At 51.5% G+C, this 22,248-nt stretch carries 23 protein-coding genes; 11 read left to right on the top strand and 12 right to left on the bottom strand.

The window, feature by feature from the left end; genetic code table 11:
• Positions 1–35: 35 nt before the first annotated feature.
• Positions 36–1,127, top strand: a complete 1,092-nt coding sequence (locus tag DHN43_RS10985) for a CobW family GTP-binding protein (protein ID WP_108818614.1) — start codon at positions 36–38, stop codon at positions 1,125–1,127.
• A gap of 66 nt (positions 1,128–1,193) precedes the next feature.
• On the opposite strand, the gene DHN43_RS10990 is transcribed toward DHN43_RS10985, so the two are convergent.
• The 6 genes from DHN43_RS10990 to DHN43_RS11015 all read right to left on the bottom strand — a co-directional run bounded on the left by DHN43_RS10990 (position 1,194) and on the right by DHN43_RS11015 (position 5,580).
• Complete coding sequence (locus DHN43_RS10990; protein WP_057464631.1) at positions 1,194–2,075, bottom strand: 3-hydroxybutyryl-CoA dehydrogenase; 882 nt, start codon at positions 2,073–2,075, stop codon at positions 1,194–1,196.
• 146 nt (positions 2,076–2,221) lie between these two features.
• Positions 2,222–3,151 carry an electron transfer flavoprotein subunit alpha/FixB family protein gene (locus tag DHN43_RS10995; RefSeq protein ID WP_108818615.1) on the bottom strand — a complete coding sequence of 310 codons (930 nt, stop codon included), beginning with the start codon at positions 3,149–3,151 and terminating at the stop codon, positions 2,222–2,224.
• 24 nt (positions 3,152–3,175) lie between these two features.
• Complete coding sequence (locus DHN43_RS11000) at positions 3,176–3,925, bottom strand: electron transfer flavoprotein subunit beta/FixA family protein (protein WP_093516160.1); 750 nt, start codon at positions 3,923–3,925, stop codon at positions 3,176–3,178.
• A gap of 290 nt (positions 3,926–4,215) precedes the next feature.
• The gene (locus DHN43_RS11005) at positions 4,216–4,791 is read right to left on the bottom strand and encodes a cob(I)yrinic acid a,c-diamide adenosyltransferase (RefSeq protein WP_057464634.1); all 576 of its coding nucleotides are present in this window, start codon (positions 4,789–4,791) and stop codon (positions 4,216–4,218) included.
• A 23-nt stretch (positions 4,792–4,814) separates the two neighbouring features.
• The gene (locus DHN43_RS11010; RefSeq protein WP_063286199.1) at positions 4,815–5,009 is read right to left on the bottom strand and encodes a twin transmembrane helix small protein; all 195 of its coding nucleotides are present in this window, start codon (positions 5,007–5,009) and stop codon (positions 4,815–4,817) included.
• Between the two features lie 40 nt (positions 5,010–5,049).
• On the bottom strand, positions 5,050–5,580 hold the full coding sequence (locus DHN43_RS11015; RefSeq protein WP_208995219.1) for a TspO/MBR family protein: 531 nt from the start codon (positions 5,578–5,580) through the stop codon (positions 5,050–5,052).
• Between the two features lie 182 nt (positions 5,581–5,762).
• Between DHN43_RS11015 and DHN43_RS11020 the strand changes: the two genes are divergently transcribed.
• From DHN43_RS11020 to DHN43_RS11035, 4 genes are all read left to right on the top strand, one after another.
• Entirely contained in the window at positions 5,763–6,914 is a 1,152-nt protein-coding gene (locus DHN43_RS11020; RefSeq protein ID WP_108818616.1) for an MFS transporter, read from the top strand.
• 8 nt (positions 6,915–6,922) lie between these two features.
• Positions 6,923–7,429, top strand: coding sequence for a GNAT family N-acetyltransferase (locus tag DHN43_RS11025; protein ID WP_108818617.1), 507 nt, complete (start codon positions 6,923–6,925; stop codon positions 7,427–7,429).
• Between the two features lie 117 nt (positions 7,430–7,546).
• Positions 7,547–7,981 carry a CesT family type III secretion system chaperone gene (locus DHN43_RS11030; protein ID WP_159096826.1) on the top strand — a complete coding sequence of 145 codons (435 nt, stop codon included), beginning with the start codon at positions 7,547–7,549 and terminating at the stop codon, positions 7,979–7,981.
• A gap of 29 nt (positions 7,982–8,010) precedes the next feature.
• Entirely contained in the window at positions 8,011–9,339 is a 1,329-nt protein-coding gene (locus DHN43_RS11035) for a hypothetical protein (RefSeq protein ID WP_108818619.1), read from the top strand.
• Positions 9,340–9,577: 238 nt separating this feature from the next.
• On the opposite strand, the gene cls is transcribed toward DHN43_RS11035, so the two are convergent.
• The 4 genes from cls to DHN43_RS11060 all read right to left on the bottom strand — a co-directional run bounded on the left by cls (position 9,578) and on the right by DHN43_RS11060 (position 13,642).
• Complete coding sequence (gene cls, locus DHN43_RS11045; RefSeq protein ID WP_108818620.1) at positions 9,578–11,008, bottom strand: cardiolipin synthase; 1,431 nt, start codon at positions 11,006–11,008, stop codon at positions 9,578–9,580.
• Between the two features lie 63 nt (positions 11,009–11,071).
• Positions 11,072–11,383 carry a YrhK family protein gene (locus DHN43_RS11050; protein ID WP_063291245.1) on the bottom strand — a complete coding sequence of 104 codons (312 nt, stop codon included), beginning with the start codon at positions 11,381–11,383 and terminating at the stop codon, positions 11,072–11,074.
• Positions 11,384–11,477: 94 nt separating this feature from the next.
• Positions 11,478–12,329 (bottom strand): SDR family oxidoreductase, encoded by an 852-nt coding sequence (locus tag DHN43_RS11055; RefSeq protein ID WP_108818621.1) that lies wholly within the window; start codon positions 12,327–12,329, stop codon positions 11,478–11,480.
• A 71-nt stretch (positions 12,330–12,400) separates the two neighbouring features.
• On the bottom strand, positions 12,401–13,642 hold the full coding sequence (locus tag DHN43_RS11060) for a ubiquinone biosynthesis hydroxylase (RefSeq protein ID WP_108818622.1): 1,242 nt from the start codon (positions 13,640–13,642) through the stop codon (positions 12,401–12,403).
• A 127-nt stretch (positions 13,643–13,769) separates the two neighbouring features.
• Here DHN43_RS11060 and tesB point away from each other — a divergent pair, with 127 nt between their 5' ends.
• Together tesB and DHN43_RS11070 are read left to right on the top strand one after the other, a co-directional pair.
• The gene (gene tesB / locus DHN43_RS11065; RefSeq protein WP_108818623.1) at positions 13,770–14,651 is read left to right on the top strand and encodes an acyl-CoA thioesterase II; all 882 of its coding nucleotides are present in this window, start codon (positions 13,770–13,772) and stop codon (positions 14,649–14,651) included.
• Positions 14,652–14,739: 88 nt separating this feature from the next.
• Complete coding sequence (locus tag DHN43_RS11070; protein ID WP_057464642.1) at positions 14,740–15,120, top strand: VOC family protein; 381 nt, start codon at positions 14,740–14,742, stop codon at positions 15,118–15,120.
• 20 nt (positions 15,121–15,140) lie between these two features.
• On the opposite strand, the gene DHN43_RS11075 is transcribed toward DHN43_RS11070, so the two are convergent.
• Together DHN43_RS11075 and tlpA are read right to left on the bottom strand one after the other, a co-directional pair.
• Positions 15,141–15,605 carry a YccF family protein gene (locus tag DHN43_RS11075; protein WP_057464643.1) on the bottom strand — a complete coding sequence of 155 codons (465 nt, stop codon included), beginning with the start codon at positions 15,603–15,605 and terminating at the stop codon, positions 15,141–15,143.
• 67 nt (positions 15,606–15,672) lie between these two features.
• Complete coding sequence (gene tlpA, locus DHN43_RS11080) at positions 15,673–16,341, bottom strand: thiol:disulfide interchange protein TlpA (RefSeq protein ID WP_108818624.1); 669 nt, start codon at positions 16,339–16,341, stop codon at positions 15,673–15,675.
• Positions 16,342–16,370: 29 nt separating this feature from the next.
• Between tlpA and argH the strand changes: the two genes are divergently transcribed.
• The 4 genes from argH to DHN43_RS11100 all read left to right on the top strand — a co-directional run bounded on the left by argH (position 16,371) and on the right by DHN43_RS11100 (position 22,242).
• A complete protein-coding gene (gene argH, locus DHN43_RS11085) occupies positions 16,371–17,771 on the top strand; it encodes an argininosuccinate lyase (RefSeq protein WP_063308920.1) in 1,401 nt (466 codons plus the stop codon).
• A 139-nt stretch (positions 17,772–17,910) separates the two neighbouring features.
• The gene (lptM, locus tag DHN43_RS11090; protein ID WP_057464646.1) at positions 17,911–18,180 is read left to right on the top strand and encodes an LPS translocon maturation chaperone LptM; all 270 of its coding nucleotides are present in this window, start codon (positions 17,911–17,913) and stop codon (positions 18,178–18,180) included.
• Between the two features lie 48 nt (positions 18,181–18,228).
• A complete protein-coding gene (lysA, locus tag DHN43_RS11095; RefSeq protein WP_108818625.1) occupies positions 18,229–19,500 on the top strand; it encodes a diaminopimelate decarboxylase in 1,272 nt (423 codons plus the stop codon).
• A 96-nt stretch (positions 19,501–19,596) separates the two neighbouring features.
• Positions 19,597–22,242: a TIGR02302 family protein gene (locus DHN43_RS11100; RefSeq protein WP_108818626.1), complete on the top strand. Its 2,646-nt coding sequence runs from the start codon at positions 19,597–19,599 to the stop codon at positions 22,240–22,242.
• The last annotated feature ends 6 nt before the right edge of the window (positions 22,243–22,248 follow it).

Raw genomic sequence — 22,248 nt, forward strand, 5'->3', positions numbered from 1 at the left:
CCCAAGAGAGGCGGAGTCCGCCAACCCCGATCCCAATGAGCGTCATTACTGGCTTTCTGGGAGCAGGTAAAACAACGCTTCTTAATCGAATTCTCAAAGAGCCAGTGTTGGAAAATACAGCAGTCATCATCAATGAGTTTGGTGAGATCGGTTTGGACCATTTGCTCGTAGATACCATTGATGATGGGATTATAGAGCTCTCATCTGGTTGTTTGTGCTGCACTATTCGTGGTGATCTCATCAACACGCTGGAAGATATTCTGCGCCGTATCGACAATGGCCGCATGAAGAAGATCGACCGTGTGATTATTGAAACAACCGGTTTGGCCGACCCAGCGCCTGTGTTGCACACTGTGATGCTGCATCCGTATTTGGTCATGAGATATCGGCTTGATGGCGTGGTGACATTGGTCGATTCCGTCAACGGTTTGGATACGATCCATTCTCATGAGGAAGCAGTCAAACAAGTTGCTGTTGCTGATCGTATCGTGATGACGAAGACGGATTTGCAGGAGCCTTCTGATGATTTGCTGGCTGAGCTGAAGCATCTGAACCCTGGCGCAACTGTGCTTAATGCTCAAGATGGCTCTGCAACGGCTGCTGCACTCATCAACTGCGGACTGTACAATCCTGAGAGCAAAATCCCAGATGTTCAGAAATGGCTGAGAGAAGAGGCGTACAAAGATGAGCACGCTTCGCATAATCATCACGGACACCATCACCATCACGACCCAAACCGCCATGGTAAAGATGTTCGCGCCTTTACGCTTGAGACTGACAGCGCGATCCCCAATGCTGCACTGGAGATGTTCCTAGATCTACTGCGCTCTGCACATGGCCCTAAGCTTTTGCGCGTTAAGGGGATTATAAAGACTGTAGAACACCCGGATCAGCCTTTGGTGATCCATGGGGTGCAGCATGTCTTCCATCCACCTGCACGGCTTGCAGAATGGCCTGATGCGGATCAGAGAACGCGGCTCGTCTTCATTACCAAAGGCCTTTCTGAGGGCTTTGTGAAGAAGATGTTTGATGCATTCACCGGCGGTGTTGCTGCCGACACGCCTGACCGCACTGCGATGATGGATAATCCACTTTCCATTGGTGGATTCAGCGGTACGTTTAAGTAACCAGCTGAACAGCAGCAATAAAAAAGCCCGCTCAAGTGGCGGGCTTTTGTGTGTCTTATAAACGCTTTAGCGCGTAGGGACCGGAACCTCACCGCGGTAGTCATAGAAACCGCGCTGGGTTTTGCGTCCAAGCCAGCCAGCCTCAACGTACTTCACGAGTAGTGGGCACGGGCGGTATTTGCTGTCTGCGAGGCCTTCATAGAGCACCTGCATGATAGACAGGCAAATATCCAGACCAATGAAATCAGCCAGTTGCAGCGGGCCCATCGGGTGATTTGCACCCAGGCGCATTGCTGTGTCGATTGCTTCAACGGAGCCAACACCTTCATAGAGAGTGTAGATCGCTTCGTTGATCATTGGCAGCAGAATACGGTTCACCATAAAGGCTGGGAAGTCTTCTGAAACTGCAATCGTTTTATGCAAACCGAGGGTGTAGCCCTTGGAAAGTTCAAAGGTTTCATCGCTGGTTGCAATGCCACGAACAAGCTCAACAAGTTCCATAAGCGGAACCGGATTCATGAAGTGGATACCGATGAATTTTTCCGGACGGTCTGTAGCGGATGCCAGACGCGTGATGGAAATAGACGAAGTGTTTGTGCCAAGAATGGCATCAGGCTTCAAAATCGGGCAAACACTTTGATAAACCTTGCGTTTGACCTGCTCGTTTTCACTCACAGCTTCAACAACGAGGTCTGCATCGCTTAGGGATTTAACATCGTCAGATGTTTTGATACGGGTAAGAGCGAGGTCGCGATCTTCTTCAGTGATCGTGCCCTTTGAGATCTGACGTGCCATATTGCCATTGATGCTGGCCAGGCCTCTGTCGATACGATCCTGATCGATATCGTGAAGCACGACATCGTATCCTGCCAAAGCACTTACGTGTGCGATGCCATTGCCCATTTGACCGGCGCCAATAACACCGACTTTCTTTACTTCGACCACCATTGTCAGATCCAAATTCTTACAAGCATCGGTTAAACGTGCTTTGACGTTCTCGTAACAACATACATCGCAAGTCTTGCCTCAAACAGCAAGAACCCCAGAATGAAATATTAACATCCCGGGGTTCCTGAAAAGCTAATCAAATATGATTAGAGGGCTTTTTCCAGTTCAGGAAGAGCCTCGAACAGGTCTGCGACAAGTCCGTAATCAGCAACCTGGAAGATTGGTGCTTCTTCGTCTTTGTTAATTGCGACGATGATCTTGGAATCTTTCATGCCTGCAAGGTGCTGAATTGCACCGGAAATGCCGCAAGCGATGTAAAGATCAGGTGCAACAACCTTACCGGTCTGACCAACCTGCCAATCGTTTGGTGCGTAACCAGCATCAACAGCTGCACGGGATGCACCGATTGCTGCGCCGAGCTTATCAGCAACAGGGGTGATGACTTCGTTGAACTTCTCTTCGGAACCGAGAGCACGACCACCGGAGATGATGATCTTAGCGCCTGCGAGTTCTGGACGATCAGAAGCTGCGATTTCTTCACCCATGAAGGAGGAAATTGCCGGATCAGCAGAAGCTGCAGCAGCTTCAACCGGAGCAGAGCCACCTTCAGCAGTTGCAGCGAAGGATGCTGTACGAACAGTCAGAACCTTCTTTGCATCAGCAGACTGTACAGTCTGAATTGCGTTACCTGCGTAGATTGGACGCTTGAACGTGTCTGCAGATTCAACGGCAATGATTTCAGAGATCTGCATCACGTCGAGTTTGGCAGCAACGCGTGGCAGAGTGTTTTTGCCATTGGTTGTCGCAGCAGCAACAACAGCGTCGTAATCAGCAGCAAGTGCAACGATCAGATCGCCAACTGGTTCAGCAAGCTGGTGCTCATATGCTGCATCATCAGCAACAAGAACTTTAGCAACGCCAGACAGTTTGGAAGCAGCTTCAGCTGCCGCGCCACAGTCTTTACCAGCAACGAGAACATGAACGTCGCCGCCCATTTCTACAGCTGCTGTCAGTGCCTTAGCCGTTGCTTCGTTCAAAGCAGAATTGGAATGTTCAGCCACAAGAAGCGTGGTCATAATGCTAACTCCTCTTGACCTATCTTAAAGAACGCCAGCTTCGTTTTTGAGCTTGTCTACCAGCTCATCAACGGAAGCGACTTTAACGCCTGCCTTGCGTGCATCAGGCTCAGCAGTGTTGAGAACCTTGAGGCGAGGGGTAGCGTCTACGCCATAGTCCGCCAATGTTTTCTCAGCAATCGGCTTTTTCTTAGCCTTCATGATGTTTGGCAGAGAAGCGTAGCGAGGCTCGTTCAAACGCAGGTCAGTGGTGACAATCGCTGGCATGTTCAGCTTAACAGTCTGCAGACCACCGTCGATCTCGCGGGTGACGTCTACTGTGTTATCGCCAAGGTCAACCTTGGAAGCGAATGTGCCCTGTGCCCAGCCCAAAAGTGCAGCAAGCATCTGACCAGTCTGGTTACAGTCGTCATCGATCGCCTGTTTGCCGAGGATAACGAGACCTGGCTCTTCTTCGTCAACGATGCCTTTGAGAACCTTAGCTACTGCGAGAGGCTCCGCAACGTCGTCGGTCTGAACGAGGATACCGCGGTCAGCGCCCATTGCGAGGCCGGTGCGGATCGTTTCAGTCGCCTGCTTAGGGCCGATGGAAACAACAATGATCTCAGTTGCTTTACCAGCTTCCTTCAGGCGAAGAGCCTCTTCAACGGCGATTTCGTCGAAAGGGTTCATGGACATTTTGACGTTTGCGAGTTCAACGCCGGAGCCATCCGCTTTCACGCGAACTTTTACGTTATAGTCAACGACCCGTTTTACGGGCACGAGAATTTTCATGTTCCTAGAACCTCCACTAGAAATGCAGGGGAGTATGCGTCGCCACCAAGTTGATAAGACACAGCTTCCGCCGGGCTACCAGAGCCAAAAGGGAATGCAAATTGCATTACATTTGCGGCGACCGTACTGAGCAATTTTGGGGCTGTCAACGATCGCCTAGGGTAAATAGGTATTGGGTTTCAACCAATGTATAAGGCCAAGTGGCCTTATGGTGAAGATAGTTGTCCATAAGTGTTGATAGTTTACCTATTCGTCAATCACCTTTGATCAAATTCTTCATCAAAAAACCGCTATCTGTTTTTGCCCGCTACCCACAAAACATCGCCTTCGCCCTTCAAATTTGCATAGCGAGATGCAACGAAGAAGAGGTCGGAGAGGCGGTTGAGATACTGCAGAGCTTGCTTGTTGACCTTCTCTTTTTGAGAGAGTGCTGCAACGAGACGCTCAGCGCGGCGTGAGACGGTTCTGGCTTGATGCAAGTGCGTTGCCAGCGGTGTGCCACCCGGTAATACAAATGATTTCAACGGTGTAAGCTCAACGTTCATCTGGTCGATTGCGTCTTCCAGAGCGCTGACCTGATTATCTGTGATGCGCAGCGGTTCGTATCCGAGGTCTTCGCCGGTGTCTGGTGTTGCCAGATCGGCGCCGAGATCGAACAAGTCATTCTGAATACGGCCAAGCAGTTCATCCAATACTGGCATCTCTTTGGATGCGTGCAGGCGGACTATGCCGACGACTGAGTTGGTTTCATCAACGGTTCCGTAGGCCTCAATGCGCAGATCATGCTTTTGCCTGCGCTCTCCGCTGCCAAGTGCAGTGGTGCCGTCGTCGCCAGTTTTTGTATAGATCTTATTGAGAGTGACCATTTTCTACCAGTTTCAAACCAAAATCAGGATGTGCTTGCGAAGTAAACGGAAAGCATAATCAATATGATAGCTGCGAACTGCAACAGAACACGATATCTCATAAGCTTTTGCGAACGGTTTGGATCTCCACCGCGCATCATGTTCCAAAGGCCGAGGGCGAGGACCAGAGCGACGGCGAAAAGAGCAATAGGAACTAGAGTGGCAACAATACCGCTCATCAAAATCTCCAATAATAAAAGTCTCGATTGAGGTGTTGGATTAATTCAGAACCACAATAGAGGCATTCAGGACGGCTGCAAAGCTAACCCAAAGGAGATAGGGCAGATATAGCCATGCTGCAAAGATTTGCGCTCTATAAAATAGGCGGAAAGTGAAAAAACTTAGCGCGAGCAAGATGATAAGGACAACAAGGCCAAGTGTCGGGTTTTGCTGTCCGAAGAATGCCCAGGACCAAATTCCGTTTAAAAACAATACTATAACGAAAGTTAACTGAATGCTGGTTTTCGAAGGTGGTTTGGTTGCCTCGTTGGTGCCAGTCTGTTGAAATTCGGTGGCCAGCCAGATGCTGATGCCAAGAAGTGCGTAAAGAACGGACCAGACCGGCGCAAAAATCCAATCAGGTGGATTGAAGGATGGTTTGTTGAGAGAGGCGTACCATTCAGGGATGGCCGGCGCAGTAACGATGCCGCCGTAAGCTGCTGTTGCATAACACAAAAGCCCCCATCCAACGAGACGACTCCAGACAACTCTGTTCTTTAACTTGGCTTTTGTGGTGTCGCTAAGGGGCACGGAAATTCCTTTTGAAAGGTTTTGTGCAGAGTTGCGTTTTTTGCGCATATTCCGCGTTGATTTGCGTTGTTACGTCAGCAAACGGCGTTGTGTTGTATTAGGTGCTCTACACAGCTTGCATTTTTCTAAAATATCACGCTAGATATTTAATAGGTCGTTTTTCTCTCTTCAAAGCTTTTTCCATGACACAACAAGCAGTCCTTGGTGCGCGCGATGTGAATCTTATTCGCGGCGTCTTCTTTCTTCAACCCATCGCGCTTGGCGCCTGGTTTCCACGCATCGCAGAAATTCAGCAAAGACTTCAGGTGAGTGAAGGGGAGTTTGCCCTTGCTCTTGTCGGAATGCCGGTTGGGCTGCTGTTCATGCTGATGTTTGCCGGGCGGCTGACGGAGAAGTTTGGAGCGCGCCAGCTTTTGATCGCGGGTCTGTTTGCGTTCATCTGTCTGATGCCATTGCCGACGTATGCCGAATCCATTCTGCAGCTGTTTGTTTATTTGGCAGTTGTTGGCAGCGCATTGGCGTTTGTGGAACTGTGCATGAACGTGATTGCGGATAAGACCGAGCGGAAAAGCGGACAGCTCATTATGTCGGGTTGTCATGGCTTGTGGAGCCTTGGTGTGCTGGTGGGAAGTCTGATCAGCTCAGGCTTTTCCTGGTTTGGCTATGGGCCATCTGAAAGCATTCTCATGGCAAGTGGTATGGCGTTGTTGCCTGCGCTGTTTACCTCCTACAGCCTGACAGAAGGCCGGGAGCCGGATGTCGCTGAGAAGTCTGAAAGTGGTTTCCAAATGCCGAGCGGAGCGCTGATCGCGGTGTGCTTCTTTGCGTTTGGCATCACCATGACGGAAGGGGCGATTGCGGACTGGTCTGCGATTTATGTGACTGATCTGTTTGATCTATCAGCTGGTTACGCGGGTATTGCTTATAGTGCCTTTGCTTTGATGGTGACCTTCGGACGCTTAACCGGAGACTGGTTGCGATCTCGTGTTGACGTTCAGATCGCAGCTGCCGGGATTGTTATCCTTGCTCTCATTGGCGTCGGAATTCTGGTGATTTCGCCGAACTATGCGGTGTCATTGCTTGGTTTCGGTCTGGTCGGGCTGGGTGTTTCCGGTGGCTTTCCACTGGCTGTTACGGCTGCTGCTGAAAAACCGGGCCGCTCTGCTGCTGTCAATGTGGGCTTGATGACCCAGATTGCACTGGGTGGTTTCCTCGTGGGTCCTCTCGTCATCGGCTATGCCGCTGATCACCTCGGTATCCAGGGCGGCTTTATGCTGATGTTACCGGCACTTGTGCTGAGTTTGCTGATGAGCCGGTCTCTGATTAAGCGGTGAGGGGAAGTATGAGAGAACTAGAGATTAGTTTTCGGAGCATTCCTGCAACGTTGACATACAAACTACGTCAGCAAGTGCTCTGGCCAGAATCTCCCATAGAACGGGTCATGGTTCCAGAAGATCACCAAGCCCTTCATATTGGAGCCTTTGAAGAAGAAAACCTGATTGGTGTTGGGTCTTTCTTCTTCGATCTGCCCTCTGTGAGACTGCGAAAGCTGGCAGTGTTGCCAGAAAAGCAAGGGCGCGGCATCGGAAGTAGCCTCATTCGTTTTGCTGCAAATCAGCCTGACCTACAAAAGGCAGACAACATCTGGTGCGATGCAAGAGAAGATGCCGTTGCTTTCTACCAGCGCTTGGGTTTCAAGTTTGAAGGGGATATCTTCGAGAAATTCGGAGTGAATTACCAACGTGCCTGTGCTGAGATTGCTGCGGTTGCGCAGCATTTAGTTAGAGATGAGGCGGTCTCGTATGGTGCTCACCTGTTGGGGCAGGGAAATACGCAAAACAGGCCTTAATCTCAAATGCCTTGATAGCGTGAGTTAGTTTTTCTTTTAAGTGACAAATAAGACAGCTGGTCGGCAAGAGTACTTCTAGGATTGACACAGTGTTCAATCGAGAAAGGCATATGCCCCGTGTCTAAGCAGAATGCAGAAAATGTATTGGTGCTCTTTGGAGAGCAGATCGGCCTTAGCAACTTGTGTCTGACAGAGGCTGGTGAATGTGTTCTTCAGTTTGATGAGTTGGTGTTGCAGCTGTTTTGCGGTGATGAGTGGCTGAAAGCGCTGATCGTGCTGAGTGACGAAGACGAAGTACCTGCAAACATGATGGCAAAGATGCTGCATGAGAATTTTCATGCAGTGCATGCTTATAGTTTTGCACGCACTCCGATGGGGCAGGCTGCGTTGTTGGCGTCGTTGCCAACCTCTTCTCTCAACTTAACAATTTTCTCGCAATGGGTTGAGGAGATCCTGAAAGTTGCTGGCAGCTGGCAAGCTAAATTGCAAGGCGCTGAGCTAGTGCGATCTGAAGTCCTGAGGCTTGGCACAGTTGATTTTCTCCCCGTGTAATCCCAACGATAAAAATTTGGAATATCCTCATGGTTGATGGCGTTTCTTCTTCTGGTGTAGTGCAGGCTGCACAACCTCAGCAAACAACAGGTGTAGGCATCGATGTAGATGCTATTCGTGCAGGGTCCAGCTTTGGTGGAAAAGTTGTAAATGTGTTGCGTGGCTTGGTGCACTTGGGGCCAACACAGGCTTCTGTTCAAAAGCATAATGACGATGTGAGCGCTCAGTTTTTTCAGGCCGCTTCGAAGCGATATGGGACCACGCTGGCCACGCAAGTCAGCGCTTCCTTGCTGCGTCAGGGGCAGGATGCAACTCCGGTGTCGAAACAGGAGTTGCGATCCGCAGATGCGACACTGCACGAAGTATTTGATGCTATTCGAAACTCTGATGAATTGAAGGCCTATATTCCTGGTGGTGCGGAGTTTACCAAGCTGGCACAGCGGTATCCGCTTTCTTCTCCTGCAGCACAACAGACCTTTGAGAGAAACCTTGTCAGCTTGGCTGTCGAACAAGGTGCGAAGGTTGAAAATGTTGAAGCTCTTGCAAATCTAGCAGCATCAACCGCAACAGGGCATGTGGTGCGCGCGTATGATGGTGAGCATAAATTAACAGGCGCAAACGAAGTATTGCATAATGTGTGTAAGATTGGCCGCGAGCAAATTGATATGCGTAAAACCGGTCAACTGACGCCAGAAGCGAAAGAAGAATTTAAAGAACGAAAAATGGCTGAGTTTCAAAAATTCAATGCGCCGCATCACAATGTGGAGGCTATTGGTAAATTTGGCTATTTCACTCAGTTCAATAAACTTGATAAACAAGGTTGTGAGATTTCTAGCTACCAAAACTATCATGGTAACAAGCTTCATATGAGTTTTGACCAATCGCAGCTTGAAAAAGCTTACGATGTGCTCACACCCCTCCTTTTGTCTGAAGACAACCCGTTTGGAGGATTTAAAATTACGAATCCGAAAGAAGCGGAATCCAGACTGGAAGACAAGCTGGAGAGCGAAAGCCAGAACGGTAAACTCACGGATGATCGAGAACAGGAAATTCGGAGTGGGTCTGACCGTGCGCTGGCGGGTGCGCAGCTCACTCTTTATCCCTTCGGGTTTCCGGAAGACGGTGCAGAAGCATCTCAGTTTAAATCTTTTGTTACCAAACTGGAAAATGCTCTTGAAAGCGCAGGGATTAATCCAGGTCAGAGGCCTGAATCAGACGTGAAATTTGATAATTCGCAGTATACAACATTCCGCCATGAAGATGGCCCGCGTGTTGTTACTGTTGGAGGTGATCCTGAATTGCTTGCAGAAATTGACGCCCTGAAAGACAAGCCATTTTATCAAGCGCTTACGCGATAATCTGATTTTGTCAGCTATAAATGAACACCGAAAAAGAGGCCGATTGGCCTCTTTTTTATGAGCTAATGCGTAGCCTTTTAATGCAGACTTAGTGGTGTTATGGGCGCTGCGGTAGTCCATGGCGACGAGGAAGAGGATGGAAGAGCATTGCACGGTGCGCCATGGCTTTGCTGCTGATCCTTCCGGTACTTTTGTCAAGTTTGATTAAGCACCAAACAGACTGTGATTAGCTGCAGGACTACAAGATTGGGCTGACTGTTGCGATGATGTTGTTTTTTATTCGCTTGAGGTATGACCAACTGGAAACAGTTTCAAAAAAGACCTGATCTGAACTGTCGAGGTATTGCTGTTGTCGGCCCAGAACAGCGTTCGTTATTGCCTTGTCCTGCAACAGAATGTTGTTTTCGTAGTTTAGGTCAAAGCTTCGCAGATCCAGATTGGAAGAGCCGATCAAAGTGATCTTGTTATCCATTGTGAGTGTCTTGGCGTGCAACAGACCGCCTTTGAATTCAAAGAGATCACAACCGGCCTCCAGAAGCTTGAAATAGTGGCTACGACTTGCAGCTGCCACGATCCAGCTGTCGTTGACCTTCGGGAAAATCAAGGTGACTTTTACGCCTCGATAAGCTGCAGCGCGTAGGGCTTCCAGAACAGTTTCATCGGGGACAAAGTAGGGCGTCGATAGTGTGAGTTCGAAGCGGGCGGTTGCAATAAGGCAGGCAAAGAGCTGAGGCGTTGCTCCTTTGCGTTCCGTTGGGCCATCGCCCATCACCTGTGCCGGGAACCCTTCTTGTGCCGGTTCTGACTTCAATTCAAAGTCATTTAGCTTTTCGCCTGTTGCTTGCATCCAATCGCTTATGAACAGAAGCTGGTTTTGCGTCACAATGGGCCCGGTCAGGCGTAGCATAATGTCGACCCAGGGAGCGTATTTTGCTTTGACCAGAAATTCCGGATCAGCTGAGTTTCTACTGCCGCAGTAAGTGACTTTTCCGTCGATAATCGTGATTTTACGGTGGTTGCGCAGGTCCAGTCTGCTTGTCAGGAGCGTTCGCACTGGTTTGTCCAGCGGCAGGGCGACAGCCAGTTGAACGCCTGCCTCCTTCATCTTCTCCCACAGCTGTGACTTTATGAGCTGGTGTGAGCCGAGACCATCTGCCATCGCGCGGCATACGACCCCGCGCTGGGTAGCTCTGATCAAAGCGTTGGCGAGTGCTGTGCCTGTGTGGTCATTTAGCCAGATGTAATAGAGAACATGCACATAATCCTGCGCGGCATCGATGTCTGCTATCAAGCTGTCGCGGGTCGCTGTGGCATCTTCCATAAGTGTGGCGCTGTTTCCAGCAACTGGATAAAAGCCGTTTATTGAACCAGCATAATGGAAGCTGTTGCGGTATTCCGGGTTGATCAGCTGATCGACATCAGCTGGCGTGCCCATGAATTGCTTAGCGTTTTCATGGATCTCATCAAAAATCTCTTTGTGGCGTTTGTCTGCGCGATGGCCAAGATCCGTTTCTCCAAAGAGGAAGTAAATGGCGATGCCGACATAGGGAAGCACGTTCAAAACGATGAACCAGGCGAGGCGAACTGGTGGTGACAAATCATCTCGCAGCAGAATTCGGATTGTAAACGTCAAAACTAATAGAACATGGAAAACTAGTATGAAGGTCATTTGAACTCGGCTGTGCTGAAATTTAATCCTGTGGTTGGTCGTTGGTGAACGTGTTGGTTAGGTTCACTTCATATCGGGGTTTAGCCAACCCGTATTATTCTCAGTGCCTTCAGGTAGGCCCTCATATTTTCCAAGGCGGATATATGCAATTTCCCGAAAGAGCTTAATTGTTGGGCGGAGACCGAATAAAATTGACCCAACCAGAAACAGCCATGTTCCCAAATAGGTGGTTGCCTCTTTAAAAAAGAGAATGCTGCCAACGACGAACAAGGCTGCTGCAGAGAAATCAACAGCAGTATAGGCGAGTTCGCAATACGCATAAATTTGCTTATGTCGCTCACTCATTGTGCAATTGTCAGGATGAAATAGTGCCATGGGGAATCTCTTTTGCTGGGGGCATAAATCCAGAGTGCGCGCAATACGGGGCACTGGGAGTTTGCTTTGAAGAAAACTGAGGGGTCTCGTTCTCTTACTCTTCGGACTTTGCAGACCTTCTCAGGATCATATCGATCATTGAAGTTGGCAGGATGCGCCGTAGGGTGCCCATGATGTGGGTTGGAACGGTTACGTAATAACGTGCCTTGGCCTTGGGGGCTTCAATGGCGTGGGTGAGTTTTTGGACGACTGCGCCGGGTGGGAGTTTGAATTTTGTGGTGCCGCCTTTGGCGAGCATGGAGAGGCGGCGGTTGTAGCTTTCGCGGAAGTGGGAGGTGTTCTTGGTCTCCTCGCCGATCTCCTCATAGAACATTTTGACAGCTGTTTTGGAGAACTCGGATTGAATCGGACCCGGTTCGATTAAGCTCACCTGTATGCCTGAGCCATGCAATTCCAGCCGCAGGGTGTCGGTGTAGCCTTCTAATGCAAACTTGGTGGCGTTGTAGGCGCCGCGATAATCCATAGCGACGAGGCCGAGAATGGAAGAGCATTGCACGATGCGGCCATGACCTTGCTCGCGCATCACCGGAATGACAAGGCGGGTGAGTTCGTGCCAGCCGAAGAAGTTGGTTTCGAACTGACGGCGCAAGGCATTCGTGGGTAGATCTTCTATGGCGCCGGGAAGGCCATAGGCGCCGTTGTTGAAGAGTGCATCAAGGCGTCCGCCTGTGATTGCCAGAACTGACTCAACGGCGGCCTGAATAGATTCGGTTTGGCAATAATCCAGATGGAAGGTGTCAAAGCCTTCCGAGCGCAGGCGTTCTGCATCCTCTGGCTTGCGACAGGTGGGAAAGACCTGCCATCCTCTCTCTCTCAAAATGTGTGCAGCAGAGTAACCAATGCCAGTTGAACATCCGGTGATGAGGATGGAGCGTTTGTCTTTCACACGTGTACCTGAGTCGTTACTTTAACGCGTATTCTTATCCGAAAACCGGAGCCACTTTTCGGGAATACGCTCTACAGCGGATTGCCGAGGAGAAGTTTTGGGGAAGGGCCGGCCAGGCCCGCAGCTTCGCCGATGAAGTGTTTTTTCAGGAACGGCATGCGCTCAACAAGACCGAGGCCGAGGTCGCGGACGGCGCGGACTGGGTCGATGTTGTTGGAGAACAGGCGGTTCAGCACATCGGTAGTCATGCCCATCTGCCAAGTATCGAAACGGCGCCAGCTCTGGTAGCGCTCCAGAATGTGTGCTGCACCGATATCGAGGCCGAGACGGTGGGCGTCTACAAGCACCTCTGAGAGGGCTGCAACATCCTTGAAGCCGAAGTTGAGGCCCTGGCCAGCAATTGGGTGGATGCCGTGTGCAGCATCGCCTGCCAGTGCAAAGCGGTTGGAGACGAAAGAGCGCGCCAGCACGAGGTTCAGAGGAAACGCAGCGCGGGGTCCGTCCAGTTTGAGCTCGCCCAGATGATGACCGAAGCGACGTTCCAGTTCGATTTCAAAGGTGAACTCATCGCCATTGACCAAGCGGTTGGCTTCTGCCGTCTTTTCAGTCCAGACGATGGAGGAGCGGTTGCCTTTCAGTGGCAAGATCGCGAACGGACCGGAGGGCAGGAAGTGCTCTTCTGCGCGGCCATTGTGTGGGCGTTCATGCGCGATTGTGGTGACGATGCCGCTTTGATTGTAGCTCCAGCGATTGCATTGGATGCCTGCGAGGTCGCGGAGTTTGGAGCGCACGCCATCAGCTGCCACGATCAAGCGTGACTGGATGGTTTTGCCGCTGCCGAGTGTGATGTTGACGTGGGCTGGCTCTACTGCAAAGTCTTTGACACTGTCGGGTGCGAAAATGTGAACGCCTGCATCTGTGGCTGCATCATGCAATGCGCCGACCATATGATTGTTCTGAACCATGTGGGCAAATGGTTCGCCGTCATCAACATCGCCCTCAAATGTCAGGAAGATTGGGCGCACGCTGTCGTGCAGCTTGCTGTCTGTGACGATCATTTCGGTGATAGGCTGGGATTCATCTTCAAGCTTGTACCAGATGCCGAGTTGATCGAGCATGCGCACGGCGCCTGCCGCGATGGCCGAGGAACGCGGATCGTTCTCGATGGCTGAGCGTGGGCGCAGGTCTACAAGCGCGATTTTCATGGAAGGTTCTGACTGCTTCAAAGCAAGCGCGAGCGATAGGCCAACATACCCGCCGCCGCCAATGGTGACGTCATAAAGGTCTTCGGTGGCGGTCTGTTTCTTGCTCATAGAACTCTTTCCTGTAATCGTTTGCCCTATAACCATTAGGTTAGCCCAATTGATCGTTGACACTATCGATATAGCGCCACACTACTCACATGCAATCGAAATCACTACAAAAATAGGTTTGTCTGTAATGACGAAGGCTGTTGAAAATCTGCTGGACCTTTTGGATCTGGAGAAATTAGAGGAAAATCTGTTTCGTGGCACAAGCCCACAAAGCGGGTGGCAGCGTGTTTTTGGTGGGCAGGTGATTGGTCAGGCTCTTGTTGCTGCCTCCCGTACGGTTGGCGCAGAACGTCAGGTCAATTCGCTGCATGGGTATTTTCTGCGTCCGGGCGATCCGAAGGTGCCAATCATCTATGAGGTTGACCGTATTCGTGATGGTGGCAGCTTCACCACGCGGCGCGTTGTGGCGATCCAGCATGGTCACGCGATCTTCTCAATGTCCGCTTCTTTCCAGCGTGTTGAGACCGGCATGGAGCATCAGATTGAAATGCCGGATGTGCCGATGCCGGAAGACCTGATGCCGATCTCTGAAATTTCCGACGAGCTGATCTCAAAGGCGCCAGAACCGGTACAAAAGTACTGGAAGCGCGAACGTCCGATTGAGTTGCGTCCATTGGATTTGGGGCAATACTTTTCTCGCAAGAAGCAAGAGCCGGTTCAGCATGTGTGGGTGCGGGCGGCTTCAAGGCTGCCGGATGATCCGCGTATTCACCAGTGCGTGCTGGCTTATGCTTCTGACATGACGCTTTTGGATACGGCGCTGTTCCCGCATGGCATCAACGTGTTTGTGCCAAATCTGCAGGTGGCAAGTCTGGACCACGCCATGTGGTTCCACAGCGATTTCCGCTTTGATGAGTGGTTGCTTTACACGCAAGACAGCCCGCGTTCAGCCGGAGGCCGTGGTTTCAGTCGTGGCAGCCTTTACACGCGGGATGGTGTGTTGGTGGCTTCCGCTGTTCAGGAGGGCCTGATGCGGATGAGGGAGCGTCCTGTGCCGGGTAAGGGGTAAGATCAAAGATATTGCTTGGTGCAAGAGCTATACTTTGTCTGTAGCAATCTGTTTGTTTCTTTGATTTTTAAGATGACGGGGTGTGAGCATGTTTAAGCCCAATAGCGTTATTCTCTATGTCGAAGACGTGGAGAAAAGCACCAAGTTTTATACCGATGTTCTGCAAAGCAGTCCGATTGAGCGTTTTCAGGAATTTTCGCTGTTCTCTCTGGGAGACGATGTCACTCTGGGTTTGCAGTCTGCGCAGGGGATTGACCCGAAACCTCAACCGTCCTTTGGCGGCTTTGAACTGTCACTGAGTGATGTGAGCCGGGAAGAGGTTGATCAGGTTTACAGTCTCTGGAAAGAGAAGGGCATTCCGATCGTTCTGGAGCCCACTGATCTGGACTTTGGCTACACGTTTGTTGCGACCGATCCTGACGGGCATCGGTTGCGGGTGTGCGCGACTGATACGACCAATGTGAGTTAGGGCACGCTGTGCCGGTTTCTCTAATATCTGTAGCTGTTTAGGGTTTCTCTGGCTTTGTATTGGCGTGCCAAGTCCGCTGTTTGGGTCGTTACAACACGGCGTCCGACGGGCCAGAAGGAAATTGCTGCGAGTTTGAAGGACTGAAGGCCAAAGGGAATGCCTATGATTGTCAGGCAGGTGAGAATGCCGGATATCACATAGCCTAGGAACAGCGAGAGGCCAAACGGCAGCCATAGGATGTTGAAGATGAAACCCAGGACCCCTGTTAAGACAGTGGTTGGCGTTGCACCTTTGTTATCCAGATCTCTTATGTGCACAATATCCTTGCCAAAGGGCCATGCCGATAATTTGGCCATTTCCCAGGCTGCTCGTGTGTAAGGGAGGCCAATGATTGTGAGTGCGAACAGGAGGCCGTACACAAGCCACATCAGGGCCAGGTACCAGCCTCCAAGGACAAACCAGATTACATTTCCAGCGTAGCGCATAATAAATATCTCAAATTTATAAATGGATTTTGAGATGTATCTAAGTAGCCGCTACGTGAATTTCAATTCACTGAACCTTTTTCTGTCCAGCCAGCGCGGCGTTGACCAATGCAAAGGCTTCCGGGGCTGCCCAGTCGGCGGGGCCGAACATGGTGCCGATTTCGCAGCCGTCTTCACCGATCATGATTGTGCTTGGCAGGCCGGGGGCTTTGCCTTTGGTGCGCAGGTTATTGAAGGTGTCCATGGTGTGGTCTGAGAAGTACGCCAGATCCTTCACGCCGATATCGCTCAGGAACTTCAGCGGCTTTGGATTGTTTTCACCACGGTCCATGTTGACGGCGATGACGTTGAACTCTTCGCTGCCTGCTTCACGCTGCAGTTTGTCCAGATGCGGCATTTCTTTGCGGCATGGGGCGCACCATGTGGCCCATAGGTTGAGCAGTTTGGTGCCTTTCAGGTCTGCCATGGTGATGAAGTTGCCGTCAGCATCGTTGAATTTCAACTGTGAGAGATTCAAAGGCTTCTCAGCAGGCAGGAATGCGGCCACTTCGCCTGTGGTCAAACCCTTGAGTTTTTTTGCGGTATTCATTGAAGAAGAGCAGGCGAGGGCTTGTGGATCCTCACTTTTTTGCTGATTAAGCGCCCATACAGCTCCGCCTACGACGACAAATCCAGCTAATGCTGCAATAAGCCCTTTTCCGAGGCCGAACTTTCCGGTAACTGTCAGTTTCTTCATATTAAACCCAAATCATAATGAGGCTAGACATGAGCAACCGCATGTGGGGGGGCCGTTTTGCGGAAGGGCCAGATGCAATCATGGAAGAGATCAATGCTTCCATTGATTTTGATCGCAAGCTCTACCGACAAGACATAGCCGGGTCCAAGGCTCATGTTAGCATGTTGGCTGCACAGGGCATCGTTAGCGCAGAAGATGCCGAAAAGATAGCTCAGGGTCTAGACACAATTCTGTCAGAGATCGAAGAGGGCACCTTTACCTTCTCACGTGCGCTTGAAGACATTCACATGAATATCGAAGCGCGTCTGGCTGAATTGATTGGCCCGACCGCTGGCCGTCTTCACACAGCTCGTTCACGTAACGACCAGGTTGCCACAGATTTCCGTCTTTGGGTACGCGACTCTTTGGACGATCTTGAGGCACAGGTGACCGACCTGATGCAGGCGCTTGCTGAAAAAGCAGAAGAGCATGCAGCAGTTGTGATGCCGGGCTTTACACACTTGCAGTCCGCGCAGCCGGTGACATTTGGCCACCACCTGATGGCTTATGTCGAGATGTTCTCTCGTGACCGCTCCCGTCTGCAAGATGCGCGTGCGCGTATGAATGAGAGCCCACTTGGCTGTGCTGCGCTTGCTGGTACATCTTTCCCGATTGACCGTGAGATGACTGCGGCTTCTCTGGGCTTTGATCGTCCGACTGCAAACTCTCTTGATGGTGTTTCTGACCGTGACTTTGCCATTGAAGCGCTGGCGGATGCGTCCATCTGTGCGATGCACTTGTCTCGTCTGGCAGAAGAGATTGTGATCTGGTGTTCTGCCCAGTTCGGCTTCATCAAGCTTTCCGACAAGTTTTCGACCGGTTCTTCCATCATGCCGCAGAAGAAGAACCCGGATGCAGCTGAGCTGATCCGTGCGAAGACTGGCCGTATTTATGGCGCGTTGAACTCTCTTCTCGTGATGATGAAGGGTTTGCCGCTGACCTACTCCAAGGACATGCAGGAAGACAAAGAGCAGGCGTTTGACGCTCTGCCGAACCTGTCTCTGGCTCTGGCAGCCATGACCGGCATGATGCGTGACCTTGAGCCGAATGTGAAAACGCTGAAGAAAGCTGCCGGTTCCGGCTATTCCACCGCGACTGATCTGGCTGACTGGTGCGTGCGTGTAGTTGGCATGCCATTCCGTGATGCTCACCATGTGACTGGTGCACTTGTTAAGATGGCTGTCGATAAAGGTGTAGACCTGCATCGCCTGACATTGGAAGAGATGCAGAGCGTTGAACCGCAGATCACGGATGATGTCTACAGCGTTCTTTCCGTTGATAAATCTGTTCGCAGCCGTGTCTCTTATGGTGGCACAAGCCCGGTGAATGTGCGTAAGCAATCCCGCCGTTGGCTTAAGCAGCTTGAGCGTGAGCAGAAGACGGAAAAGTAAGTCTGTTCTTCGGATGATCTTGCAGTCATCGTTGTTACGGTGCAGAAATAAAACTGAGAGTAGGCTCGGGTTCGCCCGAGTCAGTCCTTAGGTCGAATTTCTGGTTTGGTAAGATCATCCAGATTGGAGCAGAGAAAACATGAGCTCGCAAGGCATGAAAGACATTACAAAAAGCCGTAGTTCCAAGCTTTTGATTGGCCTCACAATTGTTGCACTCGGTCTGAGTGTTTCCGCTTGTGGGCGTAAAGGCAGTTTGGAAACGCCAAGCCAAGCTCGGGCGACTGCAGATGGTGCACCGCCACCCCTGAACGATGCTCCTGTACCAGAGATCCCTGGAGATAAGGACGAAAGTCTGTTTCTGGATCCGTTGATTGGTGCGGATGAGGATGATCCCGACTTCAATTTTTAGACTGGTTCGCTAAGCCCACCGCGGTAGAGCCAGCGTAGAGGACCTACATTGCATTACTTTGAGTTTAAGGATGGCGTGCTTCACGCTGAAGATGTTGCGCTGAGTGAAATTGCAGCGGAGGTTGGAACACCATTTTACTGCTATTCCCGCGCGACATTTGAACGTCACTTCAAGGTTTTTGACGGGGCTTTTGATGGAATAGATCATCTGACCTGTTATGCAATGAAGGCGAACTCCAACATCGCTATTTTGACGGTGTTGGCGAAACTAGGCGCTGGTGCGGATGTTGTTTCTGAAGGGGAACTGCGGCGTGCATTGAAAGCGGGCATTCCTGCAAACAAGATTGTGTTTTCTGGTGTTGGCAAGACCCGTCAGGAAATGCGTTTTGCGCTGGATGCTGGCATCCTGTGCTTCAATGTAGAATCCGAACCTGAGCTGAAGCGGCTTTCTGCCGTTGCTTCCGAGATGGGTAAGACTGCGCCGATTTCTCTGCGCATCAACCCGGATGTGGATGCAAAGACCCACGCTAAGATCTCTACCGGTTTGGCTGCGAACAAGTTTGGCATTGCCTGGGACCGGGCGCGCGCTGTTTACAATGAAGCTGCGCAGCTGCCGGGCCTGAAAGTGACCGGTATGGACATGCATATCGGTTCTCAGATCACTGAGCTGGGTCCGTTTGATGATGCTTTGGAACGCCTTGGTGTGCTGATTGGCATGCTGAAGGAAGACGGTATTGAGATTGACCACCTTGATGTGGGTGGCGGTCTTGGCATTCCTTACGGAAGCGGAATTGAAGCGCCGCTGCCGACTGAATATGCGAAGGTTGTTCGTAAGCACATTGAGCGCCTTGGCGTGACGCTGATTACCGAGCCGGGGCGTTTGATTGCCGGAAACGCCGGTATTCTCGTTACCGAAACGATCTACCGTAAAGAAGGTGAAGCGAAGAACTTCGTCATCGTGGATGCTGCGATGAACGATCTGATCCGCCCAACTCTTTATGAAGCCCACCATGACATTGGTGCGGTGAGCGAAGAGCGTCAGAACGGTGAGCAGATGCTGGCGGATGTTGTTGGGCCAGTTTGTGAAACCGGTGACTACATTGCTCGTGACCGGGAGTTGCCGAAGTTTGAGGAAGGCGACCTGCTGGCTGTCTACTCTGCTGGTGCTTATGGTGCGACCCAATCCGGCACTTACAACACGCGTCTTCTGGTGCCTGAAGTTTTGGTTGATGGCGATAAGTTTGCGATCATCCGTCAGCGTCCAAGTTACGATGAGTTACTAAATCAAGACGTTGTGCCGAACTGGGTTGAAAAGGCTTAACTCTGTTTGAAAGCCCCTTAGGTTTGCCAGATTGCTGATCTACGTTAATCGCCGTATGCTCAAAAGAAAAAGCAGGCGGCGATTAGCGAGGCCTTTGTGACCCATCAGAATGAGAATGGCGGCAATAAAAACCTAAAGAATGCCATAGCTTCTGCAAGTGAATTGCGAGAGCATAAGACGCGTTATGGCGAAGGGGCCGGGCTATTTGGCCTGTGGCAGTCCCTGTTTTCTCAAAGATTATCCTACCGATTGAAAAGGCTGGCTTTTAAAGCGCAGCTTTATTTGTTTTGGGAGCGGTTTTGGCCTGCCATTCAGGTGCCGCTTATTGTGGTCTGCCTGTATGTTGCCGTTAGTTTTTTAGGGCTGTGGCAGCTGCTTGGTTTTTATGGCTCTGCGGTGGGATCAATCCTGTTTCTCGCTGTTTTCATTTGGAGTTGTTACCCGCTTTTACGTCTGAAGCTTCCCGATGAAGCGGAGGGATTGCGCAAGGTTGAGCTTGCCAGTGATCTGCCGCACCGACCTTTGCTCTCTTACAAGGATGAGCAGGCGACCGGGATGGATGACGAAGAGGCGCTTGCGCTTTGGTCTGCCCACCAAAAGCGGTTGCGAGAGCGGCTTAAAAACCTGCGGGTTGGGGGCGTTAATCCGCGCGGGTTTGCCAAAGATCCTTATGCCCTGCGTGTTTTCGCCGTTATGTTGCTTGTGGTGGGGTATTCCGTTTCGGATGCGAACCGGTGGTCTAGCCTTTTGGCACCATTCCAGTCTCAGGCTGTGGGAAGTGTTTTACCTGCTCGCATTGATGCGTGGGTTACTCCGCCAGCTTACACGGGTGAGGCTCCTGTTTTCCTCAGCGGGGATGCCAATCAACTGAGGGATTCCCGGGATGCGCTCTCGATTGCCAGTGGCAGTGAGGTGTTGGTGCGGGCACAGGGCACTGGTGAATTCTCCGTTGTTTATTTCTCGCGCCGTGGACAAGAGGTTTTGGAACCGGAACGTGTGCAGCCGGGTGCTGGTGAAAGCTCTGATGAGCTGAAAACCACCGAATGGCGGTTTCCGTTGAACTCAAGCGGGCGCTTGCAGATCCTTCAAAATGACTCTCCGAAATATTCCTGGAAGATTGCGATACGGCCAGACTTGCCGCCGCGCATTCGTTTGTTTGATGACCCAGAAGAGCAGCTTTCCGGCAGTCTCAAACTGACTTATCTGGTGCAGGATGATTACCGTGTGGTTTCTGCTGAGGCTATTATGGAGCAGGTTCAGCGCGGGGATGAGGATAAACAAGGCCGATCTCTGGTGGAGGCGCCACGGTTTAACCTGAGCTTGCCGCCCAAAGATTCCAAGATGGCTGTCGGGCAGACCTTTCAGGATTTAACGGCCCATCCATGGGCAGGTTCTGAGGTGGCTCTTGTGCTTGTGGCTCGTGATGAGGCTGAGCAAGAGGGGCGCTCGCAGCCCGTTTATATCAAACTGCCGGAGCGCCGGTTCAATAAACCTTTGGCGCGGGCTGTTGTTGAGCAGCGCCGTAATCTTGCAATGAACGTTGAGAGCTATCCGCAGGTGGTGGATGCGCTGGATATGCTGATGATTGCGCCGGAGCGGTTCATCGATGATGCAGGATCTTATCTGCCGTTGCGTTTTGCTTATGCCGAGTTGGTTGCAGCCAATACGGATGAGCAGCTGACAGACATGCTGGACGTGCTGTGGAACGTGGCGCTGACGATTGAGGATGGTGGTTTATCTGCTGCCGAGCGGGCTTTGCGTGAGGCGCAGGAGGCATTGCGGAGGGCATTGGAACAGGGGGCTTCGGAGCAGGAAATTGCTGAGCTGATGAGTGATCTGCGTAAGGCGCTGGATGATTATCTGAAATCCATGGCCCAGCAGATGCGCGAGAACCCTCAGCAGCTTGGTCAGATGCCGATGGATGAGAACTCTCAACAGATTACCCCTCGGGATCTGGATGACATGCTGCGCCGCATGGAAGAGCTGGCGAAAACCGGTTCTTTGGAGGCGGCGCGTGAGTTGTTGGCGCAGATGCAGCAGATGCTGGAGAACATGCAGAATGCGCAGCAGCAACAGCAAGCGCCAAGCCAGCAGCAACAAGAGATGTTGCAGGCCCTGGAAGATCTCGGTGAGATGATCCAGAAGCAGCGCAACCTGATGGATGAAACGCATCAGTTTGATCCGGACAGCCAGCAGCGCCGTCCCGGCCAGCGCAATGACCAGCAGGATAAGCGTGGTCAGGGTGGTGAGATGAGCAATGAGGAGGCCCAGCAGGCCTTCCGCGAGTTGCAGAAGCAGCAGCGCAATCTCTCTGATGACCTGCAGAAGCTGCTCGACAGCATGGCAAACAACGGCGCCAAGCCGAGCAAGGATCTGGATAGTGCTGGTAACTCCATGGAGGATGCTGGTGACGCTTTAGGCGCGCAACAGGCGGATGAGGCTGTATCTGAGCAGAGTCAGGCCCTGGAATCCTTGCGCAAAGGCGCTCAGCAGCTTGCAGAGCAACTGGCCGGACAAGCTGGTGGGCAAGGGCAAGCAACCAACTCTCCGCTGAACGAGGACCCGCTTGGCCGTATGCGCCGCGTTGAGGGGCCGGAATTTGGCAGTCAGGTGAAAGTGCCTGATGAGATTGAGGTTCAGCGGGCGCGGCGTATTCTGGAAGAGCTGCGCCGCCGGCTTTCCGATCCCGACCGTCCGCAGCTTGAGCTGGAGTATCTGGAACGGTTGATGAAGCGCTACTGATCAGCG

This window comes from Pseudovibrio sp. Alg231-02 (assembly GCF_900143565.1).
Classification (GTDB): domain Bacteria; phylum Pseudomonadota; class Alphaproteobacteria; order Rhizobiales; family Stappiaceae; genus Pseudovibrio.

Coding starts and splice junctions, on each gene's coding strand:
- lptM (WP_057464646.1), top strand. CDS start 17,911: ATGAGCTCGCAAGGCATGAAAGACATTACAAAAAGCCGTAGTTCCAAG.
- DHN43_RS11070 (WP_057464642.1), top strand. CDS start 14,740: ATGTTTAAGCCCAATAGCGTTATTCTCTATGTCGAAGACGTGGAGAAA.
- DHN43_RS11075 (WP_057464643.1), bottom strand. CDS start 15,605: ATGCGCTACGCTGGAAATGTAATCTGGTTTGTCCTTGGAGGCTGGTAC.
- DHN43_RS11060 (WP_108818622.1), bottom strand. CDS start 13,642: ATGAGCAAGAAACAGACCGCCACCGAAGACCTTTATGACGTCACCATT.
- DHN43_RS11050 (WP_063291245.1), bottom strand. CDS start 11,383: ATGGCACTATTTCATCCTGACAATTGCACAATGAGTGAGCGACATAAG.
- tlpA (WP_108818624.1), bottom strand. CDS start 16,341: ATGAAGAAACTGACAGTTACCGGAAAGTTCGGCCTCGGAAAAGGGCTT.
- DHN43_RS11025 (WP_108818617.1), top strand. CDS start 6,923: ATGAGAGAACTAGAGATTAGTTTTCGGAGCATTCCTGCAACGTTGACA.
- DHN43_RS10990 (WP_057464631.1), bottom strand. CDS start 2,075: ATGGTGGTCGAAGTAAAGAAAGTCGGTGTTATTGGCGCCGGTCAAATG.
- DHN43_RS11000 (WP_093516160.1), bottom strand. CDS start 3,925: ATGAAAATTCTCGTGCCCGTAAAACGGGTCGTTGACTATAACGTAAAA.
- DHN43_RS11010 (WP_063286199.1), bottom strand. CDS start 5,009: ATGAGCGGTATTGTTGCCACTCTAGTTCCTATTGCTCTTTTCGCCGTC.
- DHN43_RS11005 (WP_057464634.1), bottom strand. CDS start 4,791: ATGGTCACTCTCAATAAGATCTATACAAAAACTGGCGACGACGGCACC.
- DHN43_RS11020 (WP_108818616.1), top strand. CDS start 5,763: ATGACACAACAAGCAGTCCTTGGTGCGCGCGATGTGAATCTTATTCGC.
- argH (WP_063308920.1), top strand. CDS start 16,371: ATGAGCAACCGCATGTGGGGGGGCCGTTTTGCGGAAGGGCCAGATGCA.
- DHN43_RS10985 (WP_108818614.1), top strand. CDS start 36: ATGAGCGTCATTACTGGCTTTCTGGGAGCAGGTAAAACAACGCTTCTT.
- cls (WP_108818620.1), bottom strand. CDS start 11,008: ATGACCTTCATACTAGTTTTCCATGTTCTATTAGTTTTGACGTTTACA.
- DHN43_RS11035 (WP_108818619.1), top strand. CDS start 8,011: ATGGTTGATGGCGTTTCTTCTTCTGGTGTAGTGCAGGCTGCACAACCT.
- tesB (WP_108818623.1), top strand. CDS start 13,770: ATGACGAAGGCTGTTGAAAATCTGCTGGACCTTTTGGATCTGGAGAAA.
- DHN43_RS10995 (WP_108818615.1), bottom strand. CDS start 3,151: ATGACCACGCTTCTTGTGGCTGAACATTCCAATTCTGCTTTGAACGAA.